This window comes from Bradyrhizobium sp. CCBAU 25338, assembly GCF_028128965.1.
In the GTDB taxonomy this organism is placed as follows: Bacteria; Pseudomonadota; Alphaproteobacteria; order Rhizobiales; family Xanthobacteraceae; genus Bradyrhizobium; species Bradyrhizobium liaoningense.
Map to the genome: position 1 here is coordinate 414,806 of NZ_LFKY01000040.1, position 17,138 is coordinate 431,943.

Below are 17,138 nucleotides of genomic sequence, written 5' to 3' on the forward strand. Positions count from 1 at the left end.
CTTCTTTGCCGTTTCCATCGTGATTGAGTCTGGCGGAGCTTCAGAGGCTCGCGAGCCATGTTGCGAGCGGCGTCTTCCCCAGCCGCGCCTCGCTGAGCGGGATTAGCGATCTATCGTCAATGAGGGCGCCGTAATATGGGGCCTTCGGATCTCCCACCACTGGGCGGACATCGCCGGATGCCTTCAGGCGCCGTGCGATGAATTCATTGAAGGGGGCCTTCTCGGGTCCTGCGATATCGATCGTGCCGTTGAGCGGCCGGCCCGTCGCGACCTCCGCGAGACGATCGACGACGTCGTCGGCCGCGATCGGCTGAAACTGGGCCGTGGGAACGACGATCTTCCCGTCGATCACGCCTGTTTCGGCGATGGCCCCGAGGAATTCGAAGAACTGGGTGGCGCGCACGATCGAGTAGGGGACCGACGCGGACTTGATGATGGTCTCCTGCGCCAGCTTGGCACGGAAATAGGCATTGTCGGGCGCGCGGTCGGTACCGACGATCGAGAGCGCCACGTGATGTTTCACGTCTGCTGCGGCCTCTGCCGCGCCGAGATTCTTGCTCGAACGCTGGAAGAACTCGAGCACGGCAGCCGCCTCCCAGGACGGCGCGTTGGCGACATCGACGACGACATCCGCGCTCGTCAGCGCCGCAGCAAGGCCGTCGCCGGTCACGGCGTTCACGCCTGATTTCGGCGAGGCTGCCACCGTCTCGTGGCCCTGCTGCTTGAGCTTCGCGACGAGCCTCGATCCGATCAAGCCGGTTCCGCCGATCACGACGATCTTCATGGCATGTCTCCTCGGTATGTCGGAGCGCGAGACGAACCAAGGGAGCTCGCGCTGTCACGTCGATCGACGTGATGCGAAGCGACTCTATGCGAGCGATGGCGCAGGCTCTTGCCTGTAATGGGCGAGCCTTGCCGGAAAATGCTTCAGAAGCTGGGCTGCGATGTCACAAGATCGCATCGGAAGGGATCAGTCCCTCATGCCGTGAACACAACCTGCGATGATCATAGATTGCCAGTGTTTTGCCCGACGTGTCAAAGCGCGTTTTGACGGACGCAAGACAGCAGGGAAGCCCTCGAGAAACACCAATGAAAACAACCCTCGGGCTACTGTGCATGGGGTTGTTTTCGCGGATTCTGATCGGGCAGGCGAGAACGATCCGGTTTCGCGAGGCGGCCGCTTCTCGCCTCACGCCCCGCAGACGATCACGCCGTACCAGCCGAGGCCCCGATAGGTCTCGTAGCCGGGCGTCGCATGGAAGGCGACCATCGTGCCGGAGCGGTCCTGATAGAAGCCGGACCGTTGGCCGTCCAGCGACAGCGAGACGCGCTCGCTGAGGATGCCCTGGCCGTCGGAGGCTGCGATCACGCGAAAATTCGAGTCGACCAGCAGCACGCGGGCCTTGTCGCTGTCGCCGACGCGGACTCCTTGCACGATGGCGCGGGCCTGCGGCTCCCAGTCGAAATGGATGGCGAGCACGCCGATCGGCGCGCCATTGGCCTGGCCGCCGTCGCGGACGCTGGCGCAATAGGTCGCAACCTGCGCGTTGCCGAGAAGCGGCTGGTTCTCGACGTCGCCGGCGACATAGTCGTCACCGGAGCGCAAGGACCGCGCCTCGCGAAACCATTTGGTGTGGGCGACGTTCTGGCCGACGACGCGAAAGCGGTCGGCGCGGCCGTTGGCGATGACGTTGCCGTCGAGATCGCAGAGCCAGAGGTCGAGATAGACCGTGTAAGCCCCCAGGATCACGCCGAGGCGTTGCGAGGCATGGGAAACGGCCGCGGCGCCAGGCGAGGCCGCGCAATCGACCACGGCGGAATCGGTCGCCCACCAGCGCACGTCGCAGGTGCGCTCATAGAGATTGCGGTCGATCAGCTCGATGGCGTTGAGCGACAGGTCGACCATGCGCTCGCCGCGCGAACGCTGGCTCATGCGCTCGATCGAGGCGACGAGATCGCCCGTGCGCTTCGTCAACTGGGTTTCGAGCTCGCGGGCGATGGTTTCGACCTGCTGGCCGACGCCGCGCACCTCCTGCGCCACCACCGCAAAGCCCGCGCCTTGCGCGCCTGCGCGCGAACTCTCGATCAGCGCGTTCAGCGCCAGCATCTTCATCTGATTGGTGATCTGCTGGATCGACTTGGTCTTGTCGATCGCGATCTGGTTGACCTCGGCAGTGAGGCGGTTGATCAGCGCGGAGATGTCGGAATCATCGTCCGTAGCTTCGGGGGCAATCGGCTTGGCTTTCAGACCCAGCGCAGCAGACATCGGGGAGCTTCCCTTGGCAATGAGGCCTGATCTGCAATGAACGGGGAACAACGACTTACAGATCGAATACGATTCTTTTTCGAAGATTCCGCCTAACGCCTGCTTAATTTGCTGTTCGGCGGAATGCCTAAATGCTAGTCACCCCGGCCGGCCGAGCAGCCATCCACCGCTTTGTGCTGTCGGGCCGTTGCAAATCCCGGCCGATTGCCGGCCAATCCTCGGAAAGCCAGTAACCGTGCGTCCGCGTGATCGCCTGGACCCCGAGCTCCCACCAAGTTGCCTCCGCCATGACGCCGCCCGCCACCGCCTTGCCCGTCGAAGCGCCCCAGGCATTCCTGGGCGTGGCGCGCTCGCTGACCGACAAGCTCTGGCGCGACCGGCTGGACGCCCGCGGGGCGGCGCAGGCGCTCGCCATCGTGCAGCGGCACCAACTGCCGGAACTGCTGGCGCGGGTGCTGGCCGGCCGCGGGATCGATATCGACGCGGTGCCCGACTTCCTCGATCCGACCATCCGAAAGCTGCTGCCGGACCCTTTCACCGTGACGGAGATGGAAACCGCCGCGAAGCGGATCGCCGATGCCGCGGCGAGGGGCGAGAAGGTCGCGATCTTCGGCGACTACGACGTCGACGGCGCCACGTCGGCGGCGCTGCTCGCCTGGCACCTGCGCCATTGTGGAATAGATCCGCTGATCCATATCCCCGACCGGATATTCGAAGGCTACGGCCCCAATACCGAGGCGGTGCGGGCGCTCGCCGCGAAGGGCGCGACGCTGCTCGTCACCGTGGATTGCGGCACCACCAGCATCGAGCCGCTCGCTGAAGCAAAACGTCTCGGCATGTCCGTGGTCGTGATCGACCACCACCAATGCGGGCTCGATCTTCCCGAAGTCGATGCGCTGGTCAACCCGAACCGCCCCGACGATCTCTCCGGCCTCGGTCATCTCGCCGCCGTCGGCCTCGTGCTGGTGACGCTGGTCGCCGTCAACCGCGAGCTGCGCCAGCGCGGTTTCTGGACCTCCGAGATGCCGGAGCCGGATCTGCTCGGCATGCTGCATCACGTCGCGCTCGGCACGGTCGCCGACGTGGCGCCGCTGATCGGTCTCAACCGCGCCTTCGTGGCCAAGGGCCTGATCGCGATGCGACGGCGCGACCATGTCGGGCATACCGCACTGATGGACGTGGCGCGGCTCAACGGCCCGCCGGAGGCCTGGCATCTCGGCTTTATGCTCGGGCCGCGCGTCAATGCGGGCGGCCGCATCGGCCGCGCCGATCTCGGGGTGCGGCTGCTGCTGGAAGGCGACAGCGTCGAGGCTGCGCGGATCGCGGCGGAGCTCGATCGTCTCAACAGCGAGCGCCGCGTCATCGAGCAGGCGGCCGAAGCTCAGGCCGAATCCGAGGCACTGGCCTCGATCGGGCTGGAGGACAAGCTGGCCGTGATCGTCACCGCCTCGGAAGGCTGGCATCCCGGCGTGGTCGGCCTCGTCGCCTCCCGCCTGAAGGAGAAGTTCTCTCGGCCTGCCTTTGCCATTGCGCTGGAGCCAGGCGGCATCGGCACCGGCTCGGGCCGCTCGATCGCCGGCGTCGATCTCGGCAAGGCAGTGCGGCAAGCCGTTGCCGACGGCATCCTGCTCAAGGGCGGCGGGCATGCGATGGCTGCCGGCGTGACGCTGCGGAAAGAAAAACTCGCCGAATTCCGCGCCTATCTCGAAAACGCGCTGGCACGCGATGTCGCGGAGGCGCGCCACGTCAACGAGCTCTATATCGACGGCGCGGTCTCCGCACGTGCGGTGACGCCGGAGCTTGCGGCGACACTCAACCGTGCCGGTCCCTTCGGCAGCGGCAATCCGGAGCCCGTGCTGGCACTGCCGGCGCACCAGCTCGTGTTCGCCGACGAGGTCGGCCAGGCGCATCTGCGCCTGCGTTTCAAGTCGGGCGACGGCGCCATGGTCAACGGCATCGCGTTCCGTTCGGTCGGCCAGAAGCTCGGCAACGCGCTGCTCGCCAATCGGGGCCAGCAGCTGCATGTTGCGGGCTCGCTCTCGGTCGATCGCTACCAGGGCGCCGAGCGCGTGCAATTTCGAGTCGTCGATGTCGCGCTACCGGACCAGGGGCCATCCGTGATTAGATAGCGCATGACCCGACGAGATCATGCGCAGAAACGTAGGTCCGCAAACAACAAAAAAGGGAGTGAACATGACAGGGCAGGTTGAGGGCAAGGTCGCACTGGTGACCGGTGGCGCTTCCGGCATTGGCGAGGCCATCGTCGAGCTGTTCGCGCGCGAAGGCGCCGCGGTCGTCATCACCGATATCGACGAGCTGCGCGGCCCGGAGCTCGCCAAGCGTGTTACAAACGCCGGCGGCAGGGCAATCTTCCTGGAGCAGGACGTCACCAGCGAGGAGCGGTGGGTTGAGGTCGTCGCCGCCATCGCGAAGCGCTACGGCCGGCTCGACATCATGGTCTCCAACGCCGGCATCGGCATCGCCGTGCCCTCGATCGTCGACATGACGCTCGCTGACTGGCGCAAGCAGAATGCGATCAATCTCGATGGCGTGTTCCTCTCGGTCAAGCATTGCCTGCCTTTGATGCGCAAAACCGGCGGCGGCTCGATCGTCATGATGTCGTCGCTGGCGGGCTTGCGCGGCTCGCCCGGGTTGTCGGCCTATTCGGCGACCAAGGGCGGCGTGCGGCTGTTCGCCAAATCGATCGCGATGGAGTGCGCGGCGGCGGGCGACGGCATCCGCGTCAACTCGGTTCACCCCGGCATCATCGATACCCCGATCTGGGGCAAGATCCCGACGGGGGCGACCGGCGCCGGCCAGAACGCGCCGATCGATCCGGAGGAGCGCGCGCGCGTCATCACGCCTCTCGGCCGTGCCGGCCATGCCGCGGAGATCGCCTCCGGCGTGCTGTATCTGGCGTCCGATGCTTCGCGCTACGTCACAGGCAGCGAGCTCGTCATCGACGGCGGCATGAACGCGGGCGGCGTGCCGCGGCGGACCTGAGCCGCGCAGGGCAGGGTGGCGGTTGCAGGGGCTGACGCGCAGGCCCAGTCCCTGTACAAGGCTGGCAGCTCCCGACCGACAGAGGTGTCCTTCGCCATGGCGCACAGCCTTCACGCTTCCTCACCCGCGCCCGCGCCATTCCGCTCCAATCGGCCGGACCTCGCGACCGACGCGATCCGCACCGCGCGCGAGGATCTGGCTGCCTGTTTCCGTATGGCGGCGCGCAACGGCTTCGAGGAAGGCATCTGCAACCACTTCTCGGCCGTCGTGCCCGGCCATGATGATCTGTTCCTCGTCAATCCCTATGGCTACGCCTTCCGCGAGCTGACTGCGTCGAAGCTCCTGATCTGCGACTTCCACGGCAACGTACTCGATGGCGAGGGAGTGCCGGAGGCGACCGCCTTCTACATCCATGCCGAGATGCACAAGCGCCTGCCGCGTGCCAAGGTCGCCTTCCATACCCACATGCCCTATGCCACTGCGCTGTCGATGACCGAGGGCGATCCCCTGATCTGGGCCGGCCAGACCGCGCTGAAATTCTACGGCCGCACCGCGGTTGATCGCGACTACAACGGCCTCGCGCTCGACAACCGCGAAGGCGCGCGCATAGCCTCCGCCGTCGGCGATGCTGACATCGTCTTCATGAAGCATCACGGCGTGATGGTGCTGGCGCCGACCATCGCAGAGGCTTGGGACGATCTCTACTACCTCGAACGCGCCGCCGAGGTGCAGGTGCTGGCGATGTCGACGGGACGAAAGGTGTTGCCGGTCGATCCCGCGATTGCGGCCGCGACCTACAAGCAGATGCGCGAGGGCGATACCGAATCCGCGCGGCTGCATCTCGCCGCCATCCGCCGTCAACTCGACGCGGAGGAGCCGCAATACAGGCACTGAGCGCCACATCGTCATTCCGGGGCGGGGCGCAGCCTCGAACCCGGAATCCAGAGGTCGTGGTGCGAGATTTCGGGTTCTCGCCACGCGGGTCCTGGAACGACGAAGTGAGAGAGCGCCTACGAGCCCTGCCGCAGCTTGGCCAGCACCTTCAGCCCGCCATAGCCATCCGCCGGCGTGATGCCGGCACGCTGCTGAAAATCCTTGACCGCCTTCATCGTGTCGTTGCCGACGCGGCCGTCGGTGCCGCCGGTATCGAAGCCGGCCTTGGTCAGGCGCGTCTGCATCTCCTGCACCTCGGCCAGCGTCAGCGCACGCTCGGAGCCGGGGAAGGGTTGGATGAAGGGTGGCGCTCCCAGGCAGCGGTCGCCGAGATGGCAGATCGCCAGCGCATAGTTCATGGAAGGGTTATAGCTCTTCACCGAATAGAAATTCGGTCCGAGCAGGAAGGTCGGCCCGCCCGCAACCGGTGTCCACATCTGCGCGGATGCGTTCGGCTGCGGAAACGGCTGGCCGTCGGCGCGGGTCACGCCGGCCGCCTGCCACGCCGCGTAGGTGCGGCTTCCGCTCACGCTGCCGGGCGCGCGCACCTCGTAGCCCCAATGCTCGCCACGATGCCACTTGCCGCGGTTGACGAGATACTTTGCCGTCGAGCCCAGCGCGTCATCGGGCTTGCCGAATGGCGACACCTTGCCGTCGCCGTCATAGTCGATGCCGACATTGAGCCAGACCTCCGGCATCCATTGCGAATGCCCCATCGCGCCGGCCCAGGATCCTCGCATTTCGTCCGGCGTGCTCCAGCCCTTGTCGACGATCCGCAGCGCGTTGATCAATTCGGTCTCCCAATAGGCCTTGCGGCGCGGCTCGTTCCAGGCGAGCGCGGCCAGCGAGGGAAACACCGGCCTCATGTGGTTCTGCTGCACCAGGGGATCGCCATAGGCGGACTCGACGCCCCACAGCGCCAGCAGCGTGCCGCGCTCGACGCCGAAATCGCGCTCGACGCGCGCAAGCAGCGCCTCGTTGTTCTTCAGCGCGATCTTGCCGTTGATGATACGCCAGTCCGAGACGCGGCGGTTGATGTATTGCCAGAGCTGTTCGTTGAATTCCGGCTGGTTGCGCATCTGCTTGAACACGCTCATGTCCGGCTCGATCCGCCCCATCGCGCGCTGCCATGTCGTGGCTGAAATACCTTTCGCCATCGCGCGGGCGCGAAAGCTCTCGCGCCATTCGTCGAATCCCGGAGGCGCGGCGAGAGCGCGTGTCGGGACGGCGAGCAAGGCGGCTGCACCGAACGCCGATTGGAGCAGGGCGCGGCGAGTTGAACGAGGCGAGGAATCAGCGTGCGTCATGGGCGCATTCTAGCCGGAAACATGGCGCGTGTGAGTCGGTTCCTGGAACGGCGGCGATGTGAGAATTCTGCCTGATTGCGTCGGCGGTTCCCACCGGAACAAGTGTCGCACTCCCGCATTCCCTCCACACACCGGGAAGGAGGAGAAGATGAGGAAATATCTGCTTGTCGCAGCCATGGTCACCGCCGTCGCAGCGCCCGTGTTCGCCGATGAGGTCGGCATTCACGTCGGCCCGGTCGGCGCGGGCGTAACGGTCGGACGGTCCCACGAATATCGTGAGCGCGACCGCGACCACGACCGCACCACCGTGATCAGGGAACGCGAGCCCGCCGACCGCACCACGGTGATCAAGAAGGAAGATGAATTCGGCAATCGCAGCAAAACCGTCATTCACGACAACGACTGACGGAGCAGGGTCCCGGCTTGATGCCGGGGCCTTTCTTCGCACGATCGGCAAATCGAATCGGGGTCGGATGAAGATACGTACGCATGCGGAAAGCCATGTCGTCGAACTCGACGACGGATCGCAGTGGCAGATTTTCCCCGGCGACCTCGCGACCACGCTGAGCTGGAAGCCCGAAACCGATTTGCGTATCGAGCAGAGCGGTGACCGGATGAGTTCGCACGTGCTGGTGAATACCGCCGATCAAAGCCGCGTGCGGGTGATCGCGGCGGACGAGACCTGGCCCGACGGCGAGGTCAAGAACGCGTTGAAAGGCGGGTAGCTGCGCTGCTGCTGCGGCGGAGGCGGCAATCAACGACCGCGAATGTCGGTGGCCTAGTCCCCCTGCAGATCCTTCGCGATTCCGGCAAGCCAACGCCGGATCGTGGTTTCCGCCTTTGAATCCAAATTCCGAGCCAGGCGCTTCTCCAATTCGAGCACACGCTGCCGGCACGCGTTCAGCAGCGTCGCCCCGCGCGGGGTCAGCGTCCATTGCAGGATGCGGCCGTGGACGGGATGAGGCGTCATCACAATCGCGCCGTCGCGTTCGAGGTTGCGGACAATGACGCCGACGGTCTGGGGCGTCAGGAAAGTGAGGCGGGCGACATCGGCCCCCGACAAGCCCGGATAGGCGTTGAGCATCGTCAATACCGCGAATTGCGGCGACGTCACGCCGAGATCGGCGAGAGTCCGTTCCATCGTCAGGCGAACCGCGGCATGGGCCTGACGCAGGAGATAGCCGAGATAGCCTTGCTCGCCGCGCTTGCCTTCGCCGGGAGCGGGGACACGCACGGCGCCGGCAGGCGCGGGTGCCTTGCGCACGGTTTTCGGTCCTGTGACGGCAACGGTCTTGCGTGTCATATCAGAGCTCTTATAAGATATAAGCACACTTATAACAATCCAAGGTGAACGGCAATGTCACACGCCCGCAGCGAATACGAGGATTTCAAGAGGATCGCGCCGGACGCGTATGATCTGGTGCTTGCGCTGGGCCAGCTGGCGGGCAAGGCCGGCCTCGACAAGCAGCTGCTCGAGCTCGTCAAGCTGCGCGCCTCGCAGATCAACGGCTGCGCCTTCTGTGTGCAGCACCACGTCCTGCTGTCGGAACGGATCGGCGTTCCTGTCGACAAGCTTCATCTGGTCGCGGTCTGGCGCGAGGCGCCGATCTTTTCGCCGCGCGAGCGCGCGGCCCTGGCCTGGGCCGAGGCGCTGACCTGTCTGCCCGATGGCGTCAGCGAGGCGGTCTATGCGGAAGCGTCTGACGAATTCTCCGAGACGGAACTGACGTACCTGACGTCAGCGGTCGCCTCGATCAACGTCTGGAACCGTTTCGGCGCGGCGTTTCGCTGGACGCCAGCAAAGCGGCCGGTCGCAGCCGCCGCAGCTGCGTCCTGAGGGGGACAAGGGGAGATCACGATGATAGCCATGTGCTTTTCTGCCGCGCCACGCCCGATGTCGTCGCGGTCAACGGCGCTCGCCGTCGTCGCAGGCCTCGCCTGCGCGCTTGCGATCGGCAAGGTGCTGCCGGTGACGATCGACAGTGTATCCGGTGTGCTGGCGCCGCTCTGCGCCACGGCGGCGGAGAGCTCGCCGCTCGACAAGGTCGAGCCGATCGGCTCCTACGCGCTGCCGAACGTCCCGGGCAAGCGTGTCACCATCGTGCGCGTGTCATATGGTCCCGGCGGATTTTCACGGCCGCACCGACACTCGGGATCCGTCACCGCCTACATCACCAAGGGGCAGATCCGCTCGCAGCTCGGCGGTGGCCCGGTCGAGACGTTCGCCGTGGGCCAATCCTTCTTCGAGCCGCCGGGCTCGACGCATCTGGTCTCGGCCAATGCCAGTATGACGGAGCCGGCGGAGTTGATCGCTGTGTTCGTCGCAGACGAGGGCGCACAACTGACGACGTTCATCGAGTAGCTGCACGCGCAATGCGCCACCGCATGTTCAGGCCGATCGCGATCGCCTCAACCGTTTCCATGCCGGTGCGAGACCGTATTCGACCGCCGGAATCGCAAGTGCGCCGACAAGCAGTCCAAGCACGCCCGAGATGGCTGCCTCGACCGACCATTCGATGACGCCCGCAACGGAGGGAAGGAGGTGTGCGGCAGCTCCGGTGGCGGCATGGACCATGTGGCCGACCACGGGTGGGCCGTATTTTTCGATGCCGTGCAGGATGATGCCGCCGCCGACCCATATCATGGCGGCGGTGCCGATGGTGCTCAGCACCGCCAGGAAGATGGGCATGCCGCGGACGAGCGCGCGTCCAAGCAAGCGGATTCCGCTGCCGATGATCGAGGTGCCGTCATAGCGCGCAAGGGCCATGCCGACATCGTCCGCCTTCACGATCAGGGCTACCACGCCGTAGACCCCGACGGTGATAAAGAGGCCGACCAGCGCCAGCACCAGCGCCTGCGTCCAGATGCTGCCCGCCGGGAGGGCCGCCAGCGTGATCGCCATGATCTCTGCCGACAGGATGAAGTCCGTCTTGATGGCGCTTGAGACCTTCTCGTCCTCGACCGACCGGGCATTCAACGCAATCGGCTGCAACTGAGCTTCGTGGTGGTGCGCATGATGCGGCAGCACGGCTTCGAGCACCTTCTCGGCGCCCTCATAGCAGAGAAAGGCTCCGCCCAGCATGAGCAGCGGCGTGACCGCGGCGGGAAGGAAGTAACCAAGCAGCAGAGCAATGGGAAGCAGAATCAGCAATTTGTTGCGCAGCGATCCGACCGCAATCTTGCCGACGATCGGCAGTTCGCGTTTCGAGGCAAAGCCGATGACGTAGTTCGGCGTGACGGCGGCGTCGTCGATGACCACGCCTGCTGCCTTCGTGCCCGCTTTGGCGGCCTGGCTCGCCACATCGTCGAGCGAGGCTGCTGCCACCTTTGCAATCGCCGCGACATCGTCGAGAAGACCGATCAGTCCGACACTCATGAAACGTGTCCCTTCTTCATTGAGCCGGCGGGTTTGCGCGACGATACGCTCTTGCGCCGCCCGGAATCGGGAGCGAGCAAGCCGTCAATTGTCCTCGCCGCTCGATCCCTCGCGCAGGTCCGGTTTGATCACGTCCTCCGGGAGCGCATGGGCGACCGGCTGCGCCGTGCCTGCGATCTCCGGGCCGACTTCGCGGCCGCGGGCGCGGATCAGGCGCTCATAGGCAGACACCAGCGTGACGTAGGGGCTGACCCAGATCCAGCCGTCGCGTGTGAACACCTGCACATCGAAATGCAGGTGCATCGATGTGCCGGCGGGATGGTCGAGATAGTTCGAGATCACACCGATCTTCTCGCCTTCAGTGACGATGCGGCCATTGAGCACGCCATCGGCGTTCAACGTGTGCGGGTTCATATGCATGTAGCGGAAACGGATGTGCTCGGTGCGGCTGTTGACTTGAAGTGTCGCGGCCTGGTCCTTGGCTCCGCGGATGACGATCGCGTCACGCACGGCGACGACGGCGCGCTGCTTCGGATCGCAGGGCTCGCGGCCTTCACCGGGCGGCGGGCAGTCGGCGGCGCGGATGTCCTCGCCCTGGTGGCCGTAGCCTCCGCCACACTGCCACACCTCGAAACTGCGCGACTCGCAGAAATTGTCGCGCCAGGGATAGGCGGTCGGACCTTCGCTCTTGTCGCGCCTGCCGAAGGATTGCGAGCGTACGAAGGCGGGCGCCTTGTCGAGGGGAAAGCGGATCTGGGCATAGGCCATCATATCGGGATGGCCGCCTTGCTTGCGGTAGCCGGTGTTCGGGATGATGTCGCCGCTCGGCCGGTAGCTGAAGTCCGGCGAACGCCCCGCGGGACGATCGAGGACGTTGGAAGCAATGTCCATCAACGGCCGCATGCGCTGGCCACCCGCGATACGCAGAGCCTTCAAGAAGCGCTCGGCGACTGGATAGGCTTCCTTGCAGGCGAGCCGCCGCGGCTTGGCGACGCTGTCGAGACACTGGATCGACACCACATAGGCGACGCCGAAGCGGGTGAAAGCGTAGCGCACATAGCCTTCCCGGATGAACTTGCGCAGGTCCGGATAGGTTGCCGCGAGTGGCTTGACTGGCTCGCCCTTGCCACCGGCTGGATCGGCGATGTCGTAGACGAGTGCCGAGCCCGTGATCTGCACCTCGACTGGCCTTGCGAATACCCGGCTCGGCATACCCTCGCCGGCGCCGGGCTCGAACGAGAAGGTCGCGCTGTAGCCGGCCGGACCGGCATCGAACATGTCGACGGGATTGAAGTCGGCCTGGTAGCGCGACAGCGTGAGCGACGCCGGCGCGCCGCTGCGCTGCGCCTCGAGGTACGCGGCAGCGTCGAACGGCAGCAGCACGGGTACGGGACTTCGGGTAATGCCGGTGAAGAAACGCGAGGAGATCGCGTTGAGCTGCACCAGCGCAGGCATCGCGCGCGGATCGTAGCGCGGCACTGAACGGCGGGGTGCGAAGATGAAGTCGCCCGCGATCTGGGGGCGACTGTTGATCTCGACACGGAGCTGGTCGAGCCCTGCGCGCCAGTCGACGCGCAGGGCCGTGAGCGAGGGGCCGCGGAATTCATCCGCAGCGACCGGCGCGGCAGCGAGGAGCGACAGCGACGCCAGGAGAAGCGGGACGAAGCGGAAACTGTTCCTGCCCACTGACTCGCCCCCCGGCGGTACCTGTTCCGATCCTCGATTGTTCGCTTAGTCCTTGGCGCGCTCGGCGTAGGAGCCGTCTTCGGTCATCACCACCACGCGCGTTCCGACCGAGATGTGCGGCGGCACGGTGGTGCGCACGCCGTTGGAGAGAACCGCGGGCTTGTAGGAGGAGGAGGCGGTCTGACCCTTGGTCACGGGCTCGGTCTCAACCACTTCCAGCGTCACGCGCTGCGGCAGCGCGATCGACACCGGGTTGGTGTCGTGCATGGACAGCTTGACCGTCATGCTCTCCTGGAGATACGCGGCGGCGTCGCCGACGACGTCCTTCGAGACCTGGACCTGGTCATAGGTCTCAGGGTTCATGAAGTGGTAGCCGTCGCCATCCTCATAGAGATAGGTGTAGTTGCGCTCTTCGATCGTGGCCTTTTCGACCTGGTCGGTGGTCTTGTAGCGTTCGGAGATCTTTACCCCGTCCGAGATTCGGCGCATTTCGATCTGGCTGACCGGGGTGCCCTTGCCGGGATGGATGTTCTCGGCGCTCACGACGACATAAAGCTTGCCGTCTTGCTCGATCACGTTGCCCTTGCGAATAGAACTGGCGATGACTCTCAAAGCTGTATTTCCTGCTTGCTTGGCCCGGCGGGGGCCAGGACGTGGTCAAATTGATGGGGGACTTGGGGCCTCAAATCGGACCTCGGCGCCCGTTTCGGGCCGCAACATACTGATTTTGCCGTTGGATGCCAGCACTTTGCTGCTGGCTGGAGCGGTCGGTTAATGGCTGGGGACAAGCCGATGTCGCCGTTCTGGTCGCCCGGCAGGCACCTCGACCGGCGGCCGTTCCTCCAGGCCAGGGGCGCGGTGACCGGAGCTTTACGGGCCTTTTTCGCTGAACAAGGCTTCATGGAGGTCGAAACCTCGGTCCTTCAGGTCTCCCCGGGCAACGAGACCCATCTGCACGCCCCCCGGACCGAGATCATGCGGCCCGACGGCAGCCGGGCGCGCCGATACCTGCGGACCTCGCCCGAATTCGCCTGCAAGAAGCTGCTGGCGGCGGGCGAGACGCGGATTTTCGAATTCGCCCGGGTGTTCCGGGACCGCGAGCGCGGTGACCTGCATCTGCCCGAATTCACCATGCTGGAATGGTACCGGGCGGGTGCCCCCTATGATGCCATCATGGCCGATTGCGTCGTCGTGATCGCCCGTGCGGCGCAGGCGACCGGCATCGGGACCTTTTCCTTTCGCGGCAGGACCGCCGATCCCTTCGCCGAGCCGGAGCTCCTGACGGTGGCGGGTGCCTTCGAGCGCTTCGCCGGCATCGATCTGCTGTCGACAATTTCGGGTGGCGAGGGTAACCGTGACGCGCTCGCCGCGGCGGCCCGCGGCAAGGTCCGTGTAGCCGAGGACGACACATGGTCCGACATCTTCAGCAAGGTCCTGGTCGAGCATGTCGAGCCGCGTCTCGGGCAGGGGCGTTTGACCATCCTGTTTGAATACCCATCTCCAGAGGCGGCGCTGGCGCGGGTGAAGGCGGACGACCCGAGGGTCGCCGAGCGATTCGAGGTCTATGCGTGCGGCGTCGAGCTCGCCAACGGCTTTGGCGAACTGACCGATGCGGAGGAGCAGCGAAAACGCTTCACGGAATCGATGACGGAGAAGCAGCGCCGCTACGGCGAAGCCTATCCGCTCGACGAGGACTTTCTGGCCGCGGTCGCCGCAATGCCGGAGGCGAGTGGTGTCGCACTCGGCTTCGACCGGCTGGTCATGCTGGCGAGCGGCGCAACACGAATTGATCAGGTGGTGTGGACACCGCCTGCGGATGAGAGATGACGAAGACGAATTCTGTACGCACTCTGCGCGAGCCTGCCGAGCTCGTCGCCGAGGGTCTGGCCCCCGCAGCAGCGCTGCCGGCGCTCGAGCGCGTTGCCGCGCGCTATGCCGTGGCGATCACGCCGGCGCTGATCGAGCTGATCGACACGACCGATCCCGACGATCCCATCGCGCGACAATTCGTCCCCACCGCAGCCGAGCTGAACCTGGAGCCGGGCGAGAATGCCGATCCGATCGGCGACCACCCGCATTCGCCAGTTCCCGGAATCGTGCACCGCTATCCCGACCGCGTGTTGTTCAAGCTCGTTCACGTCTGCGCGGTCTATTGCCGATTCTGCTTCCGCCGCGAGATGGTGGGGCCCGGCAAGGAGAATGCGCTGTCGGACAGCGCTTATCGCGCGGCGATCGACTACATCCGAGCACACGACGAGATCTGGGAAGTGATTCTGACCGGCGGCGATCCCCTGATGCTGTCGCCGCGGCGGATGAGCGAGATCATGGCCGAACTGGCTGCGATCGATCACGTCAAGATCATCCGTCTTCACACCCGCGTACCGGTGGCCGAACCCGCGCGAGTCAGCGAGGAGATGGTTGCGGCATTGAAGGTCGCGGGCGCGACCACCTGGCTGGCAGTGCACGCCAACCACGCGCGCGAGCTGGCAGGGCCCGCGCGTGCTGCCTGTGCCCGGCTCGTCGATGCTGGAGTTCCCTTGGTGAGCCAGTCCGTGCTGTTGCGCGGCGTCAATGACAACATCGCCGCTCTGTCGGATTTGATGCGAGCTTTCGTCGAATGCCGGATCAAGCCCTACTATCTGCATCACGGCGATCTCGCGCCGGGCACGGCGCATCTGCGAACGACGCTGGCGGAGGGACAGGACTTGATGCGGCAGCTGCGCGGGCGGGTCTCAGGACTATGTCAGCCGGACTATGTCATCGACATTCCCGGCGGCGCCGGCAAATCGCCCGTGGGGCCAGGTTACGTATTGGCGCCGCAAAATACCGCACCCGATGCGGATGATGCGGGAGCCGAAACGCGGTATCGTATCTTGGATTATTGCGGCGACGTTCATCTTTACCCGCCCGAAATCTGAACGGGGTAGGGAGTGTGCCGATCTGAAAATGGAGCACTGAAAATGAAGAAGATCATGGTGGCAACATCGCTCGTGGTCTTGCTTGGTGGCGAGGCGGTTGCGCAGACCAACGGCTCGAAGGGATCGACCTCCGGCGGCGCAAGCCGTGGAACGGCGTGGCCGGCGCCTGTTGGTCACCGCCAGCCGCGTGCGGCTGACGTGCCGAGTGAGAAGAATCTGAGCGATCCGAACACCCCCGCGAACAAGGAAGATGCGGAGCTCGATCGCAAGATCAGGAGCATCTGCCGCGGCTGCTGATTGCTTCACCTCTCCCGAAGGGAGAGGTCGGATCGCATCAAAGATGCGGTCCGGGTGAGGGTTACACTCTCACCCCAACGCTGCGACCGCTCACCCGGATTGCTGCGCAATCCGACCTCTCCCATCGGGGAGAGGTGATGAGCGAGCCAACCCAGCCGAGTCGTTGCTCAGGCCGACCGTTCGTGCCGCCCTGCGTGCCGGGTGTTGCGACGAATCTCGACAGCGTCGGCGAGCTGCTCGAGCGCGCTTGCCGTGGTCGGCCAGTCGATGCAGCCGTCGGTGATGCTCTGGCCGTAGGTGAGCGGCTTGCCCGGCACCACGTCCTGGCGACCGGCGACGATGTTGCTCTCGATCATCGCGCCCATGATGCGGCTCTCGCCGCCCGAGATCTGACTGGCGATGTCGGCCATCACCAGCGGCTGGTTCTCCGGCTTCTTGCTCGAATTGGCGTGGCTTGCATCGACCATCACGAGCGGCGCGACGCCGGATTTGGTCAATTCGTTGCAGGCGGCCGCAACGCTTGCCGCGTCGTAGTTCGGCCTGCTGCCGCCGCGCAGGATGATGTGGCAGTCCTCGTTGCCCGCGGTCGAGGCGATCGCCGAACGGCCGAGCTTCGTCACCGCCATGAAATGATGCGGATGCGAGGCCGACTTCACCGCGTCCGCCGCGATCCGCACATTGCCGTCGGTGCCGTTCTTGAAGCCGACCGGGCAGGACAGCCCCGAGGCCAGCTCGCGGTGGATCTGGCTCTCGGTCGTGCGTGCGCCGATTGCGGCCCAGGAGACGAGGTCGGCGATGTACTGCGGCGTCGTCATGTCCAGGAATTCGGTGCCCGCGGGCAGACCGAGATTGTTCACGGCCGACAGCACGTTGCGCGCCAGCCGCAGGCCCTTGTTGATGTCGAAGCTGCCGTCGAGATTGGGGTCGTTGATCAGGCCCTTCCAGCCGACGGTGGTCCGCGGCTTCTCGAAATAGACCCGCATCACGATCTCGAGCTGGTCGGCAAGGTCCTCGCGCAAGCGCGCAAGGCGCTCGGCGTAGTCGAGCGCGGCCTCGGGATCATGCACCGAGCAGGGGCCGACCACGACCAGCAGGCGGTCGTCCTGGCCGCTCAGGATGGCGTGGATGGCGTTGCGGGCGGCCATCACCACGCGTGTCGCGGTGAGCGTGCGCGGGACCTCCCGCATCACCTCTTCCGGCGTGCTCAGTTCTTTCAGTTCGCGGATACGAAGATCGTCGGTCGTGCTCAGCACGGCGGGCTCCTGTCTGTTTTAGAACCTGCCGGCCAATAAAAAAGCCGCCAGGTCTGGCGGCTTGTTCGGACGTTTGCTGCAATGTGTCAGATTGAGCGC

18 protein-coding genes are annotated in these 17,138 nt (G+C 65.4%); 10 read left to right on the plus strand and 8 right to left on the minus strand.

Annotation, left to right across the window (positions count from 1 at the left end; all coding sequences use genetic code 11):
• Window positions 1-40: 40 nt before the first annotated feature.
• Together ACM42_RS26390 and ACM42_RS26395 are read right to left on the minus strand one after the other, a co-directional pair.
• On the minus strand, window positions 41-784 hold the full coding sequence (locus ACM42_RS26390; RefSeq protein WP_271530615.1) for an SDR family oxidoreductase: 744 nt from the start codon (window positions 782-784) through the stop codon (window positions 41-43).
• Window positions 785-1,189: 405 nt separating this feature from the next.
• The gene (locus tag ACM42_RS26395) at window positions 1,190-2,266 is read right to left on the minus strand and encodes a methyl-accepting chemotaxis protein (RefSeq protein ID WP_271530616.1); all 1,077 of its coding nucleotides are present in this window, start codon (window positions 2,264-2,266) and stop codon (window positions 1,190-1,192) included.
• 287 nt (window positions 2,267-2,553) lie between these two features.
• On the opposite strand from ACM42_RS26395, the gene recJ reads away from it, so the two are divergent.
• The 3 genes from recJ to ACM42_RS26410 all read left to right on the plus strand — a co-directional run bounded on the left by recJ (window position 2,554) and on the right by ACM42_RS26410 (window position 6,163).
• Window positions 2,554-4,395 carry a single-stranded-DNA-specific exonuclease RecJ gene (recJ, locus tag ACM42_RS26400; protein ID WP_271530618.1) on the plus strand — a complete coding sequence of 614 codons (1,842 nt, stop codon included), beginning with the start codon at window positions 2,554-2,556 and terminating at the stop codon, window positions 4,393-4,395.
• 64 nt (window positions 4,396-4,459) lie between these two features.
• Window positions 4,460-5,269, plus strand: coding sequence for an SDR family NAD(P)-dependent oxidoreductase (locus ACM42_RS26405; RefSeq protein ID WP_271530619.1), 810 nt, complete (start codon window positions 4,460-4,462; stop codon window positions 5,267-5,269).
• 96 nt (window positions 5,270-5,365) lie between these two features.
• Entirely contained in the window at window positions 5,366-6,163 is a 798-nt protein-coding gene (locus tag ACM42_RS26410) for an aldolase (RefSeq protein WP_028177555.1), read from the plus strand.
• 116 nt (window positions 6,164-6,279) lie between these two features.
• Here the strand turns inward: ACM42_RS26410 and ACM42_RS26415 are convergent, their stop codons facing one another.
• Window positions 6,280-7,509: a lytic murein transglycosylase gene (locus ACM42_RS26415; protein WP_271530620.1), complete on the minus strand. Its 1,230-nt coding sequence runs from the start codon at window positions 7,507-7,509 to the stop codon at window positions 6,280-6,282.
• 148 nt (window positions 7,510-7,657) lie between these two features.
• On the opposite strand from ACM42_RS26415, the gene ACM42_RS26420 reads away from it, so the two are divergent.
• Together ACM42_RS26420 and ACM42_RS26425 are read left to right on the plus strand one after the other, a co-directional pair.
• Complete coding sequence (locus ACM42_RS26420) at window positions 7,658-7,915, plus strand: hypothetical protein (RefSeq protein ID WP_271530621.1); 258 nt, start codon at window positions 7,658-7,660, stop codon at window positions 7,913-7,915.
• Window positions 7,869-8,234 (plus strand): hypothetical protein, encoded by a 366-nt coding sequence (locus ACM42_RS26425; protein WP_271530622.1) that lies wholly within the window; start codon window positions 7,869-7,871, stop codon window positions 8,232-8,234. Before ACM42_RS26420 ends, ACM42_RS26425 begins: the two co-directional genes overlap by 47 nt.
• A 53-nt stretch (window positions 8,235-8,287) precedes the next feature.
• On the opposite strand, the gene ACM42_RS26430 is transcribed toward ACM42_RS26425, so the two are convergent.
• Entirely contained in the window at window positions 8,288-8,812 is a 525-nt protein-coding gene (locus ACM42_RS26430) for a MarR family winged helix-turn-helix transcriptional regulator (protein WP_271530623.1), read from the minus strand.
• Between the two features lie 54 nt (window positions 8,813-8,866).
• Between ACM42_RS26430 and ACM42_RS26435 the strand changes: the two genes are divergently transcribed.
• A complete protein-coding gene (locus tag ACM42_RS26435) occupies window positions 8,867-9,346 on the plus strand; it encodes a carboxymuconolactone decarboxylase family protein (protein ID WP_271530624.1) in 480 nt (159 codons plus the stop codon).
• Window positions 9,347-9,367: 21 nt separating this feature from the next.
• Complete coding sequence (locus ACM42_RS26440) at window positions 9,368-9,871, plus strand: cupin domain-containing protein (protein WP_271530625.1); 504 nt, start codon at window positions 9,368-9,370, stop codon at window positions 9,869-9,871.
• Window positions 9,872-9,898: 27 nt separating this feature from the next.
• Here the strand turns inward: ACM42_RS26440 and ACM42_RS26445 are convergent, their stop codons facing one another.
• From ACM42_RS26445 to efp, 3 genes are all read right to left on the minus strand, one after another.
• The gene (locus tag ACM42_RS26445; RefSeq protein ID WP_271530626.1) at window positions 9,899-10,885 is read right to left on the minus strand and encodes a DUF808 domain-containing protein; all 987 of its coding nucleotides are present in this window, start codon (window positions 10,883-10,885) and stop codon (window positions 9,899-9,901) included.
• 84 nt (window positions 10,886-10,969) lie between these two features.
• Window positions 10,970-12,571, minus strand: a complete 1,602-nt coding sequence (locus tag ACM42_RS26450) for a M23 family peptidase (RefSeq protein WP_271530627.1) — start codon at window positions 12,569-12,571, stop codon at window positions 10,970-10,972.
• 45 nt (window positions 12,572-12,616) lie between these two features.
• Window positions 12,617-13,183: an elongation factor P gene (gene efp / locus ACM42_RS26455; RefSeq protein ID WP_271530628.1), complete on the minus strand. Its 567-nt coding sequence runs from the start codon at window positions 13,181-13,183 to the stop codon at window positions 12,617-12,619.
• Between the two features lie 162 nt (window positions 13,184-13,345).
• On the opposite strand from efp, the gene epmA reads away from it, so the two are divergent.
• Genes epmA through ACM42_RS26470 form a run of 3 tightly spaced genes read left to right on the plus strand, consistent with a single transcriptional unit; the run spans window position 13,346 to window position 15,786 of the window.
• Window positions 13,346-14,398: an EF-P lysine aminoacylase EpmA gene (gene epmA, locus ACM42_RS26460; RefSeq protein ID WP_271530629.1), complete on the plus strand. Its 1,053-nt coding sequence runs from the start codon at window positions 13,346-13,348 to the stop codon at window positions 14,396-14,398.
• Window positions 14,395-15,489: a lysine-2,3-aminomutase-like protein gene (locus ACM42_RS26465; protein WP_271530630.1), complete on the plus strand. Its 1,095-nt coding sequence runs from the start codon at window positions 14,395-14,397 to the stop codon at window positions 15,487-15,489. Before epmA ends, ACM42_RS26465 begins: the two co-directional genes overlap by 4 nt.
• Window positions 15,490-15,531: 42 nt before the next feature.
• Window positions 15,532-15,786, plus strand: coding sequence for a hypothetical protein (locus ACM42_RS26470; protein ID WP_028177543.1), 255 nt, complete (start codon window positions 15,532-15,534; stop codon window positions 15,784-15,786).
• Between the two features lie 167 nt (window positions 15,787-15,953).
• On the opposite strand, the gene ACM42_RS26475 is transcribed toward ACM42_RS26470, so the two are convergent.
• Window positions 15,954-17,039, minus strand: coding sequence for a 3-deoxy-7-phosphoheptulonate synthase (locus ACM42_RS26475; RefSeq protein ID WP_271530631.1), 1,086 nt, complete (start codon window positions 17,037-17,039; stop codon window positions 15,954-15,956).
• Window positions 17,040-17,138: the final 99 nt, after the last annotated feature.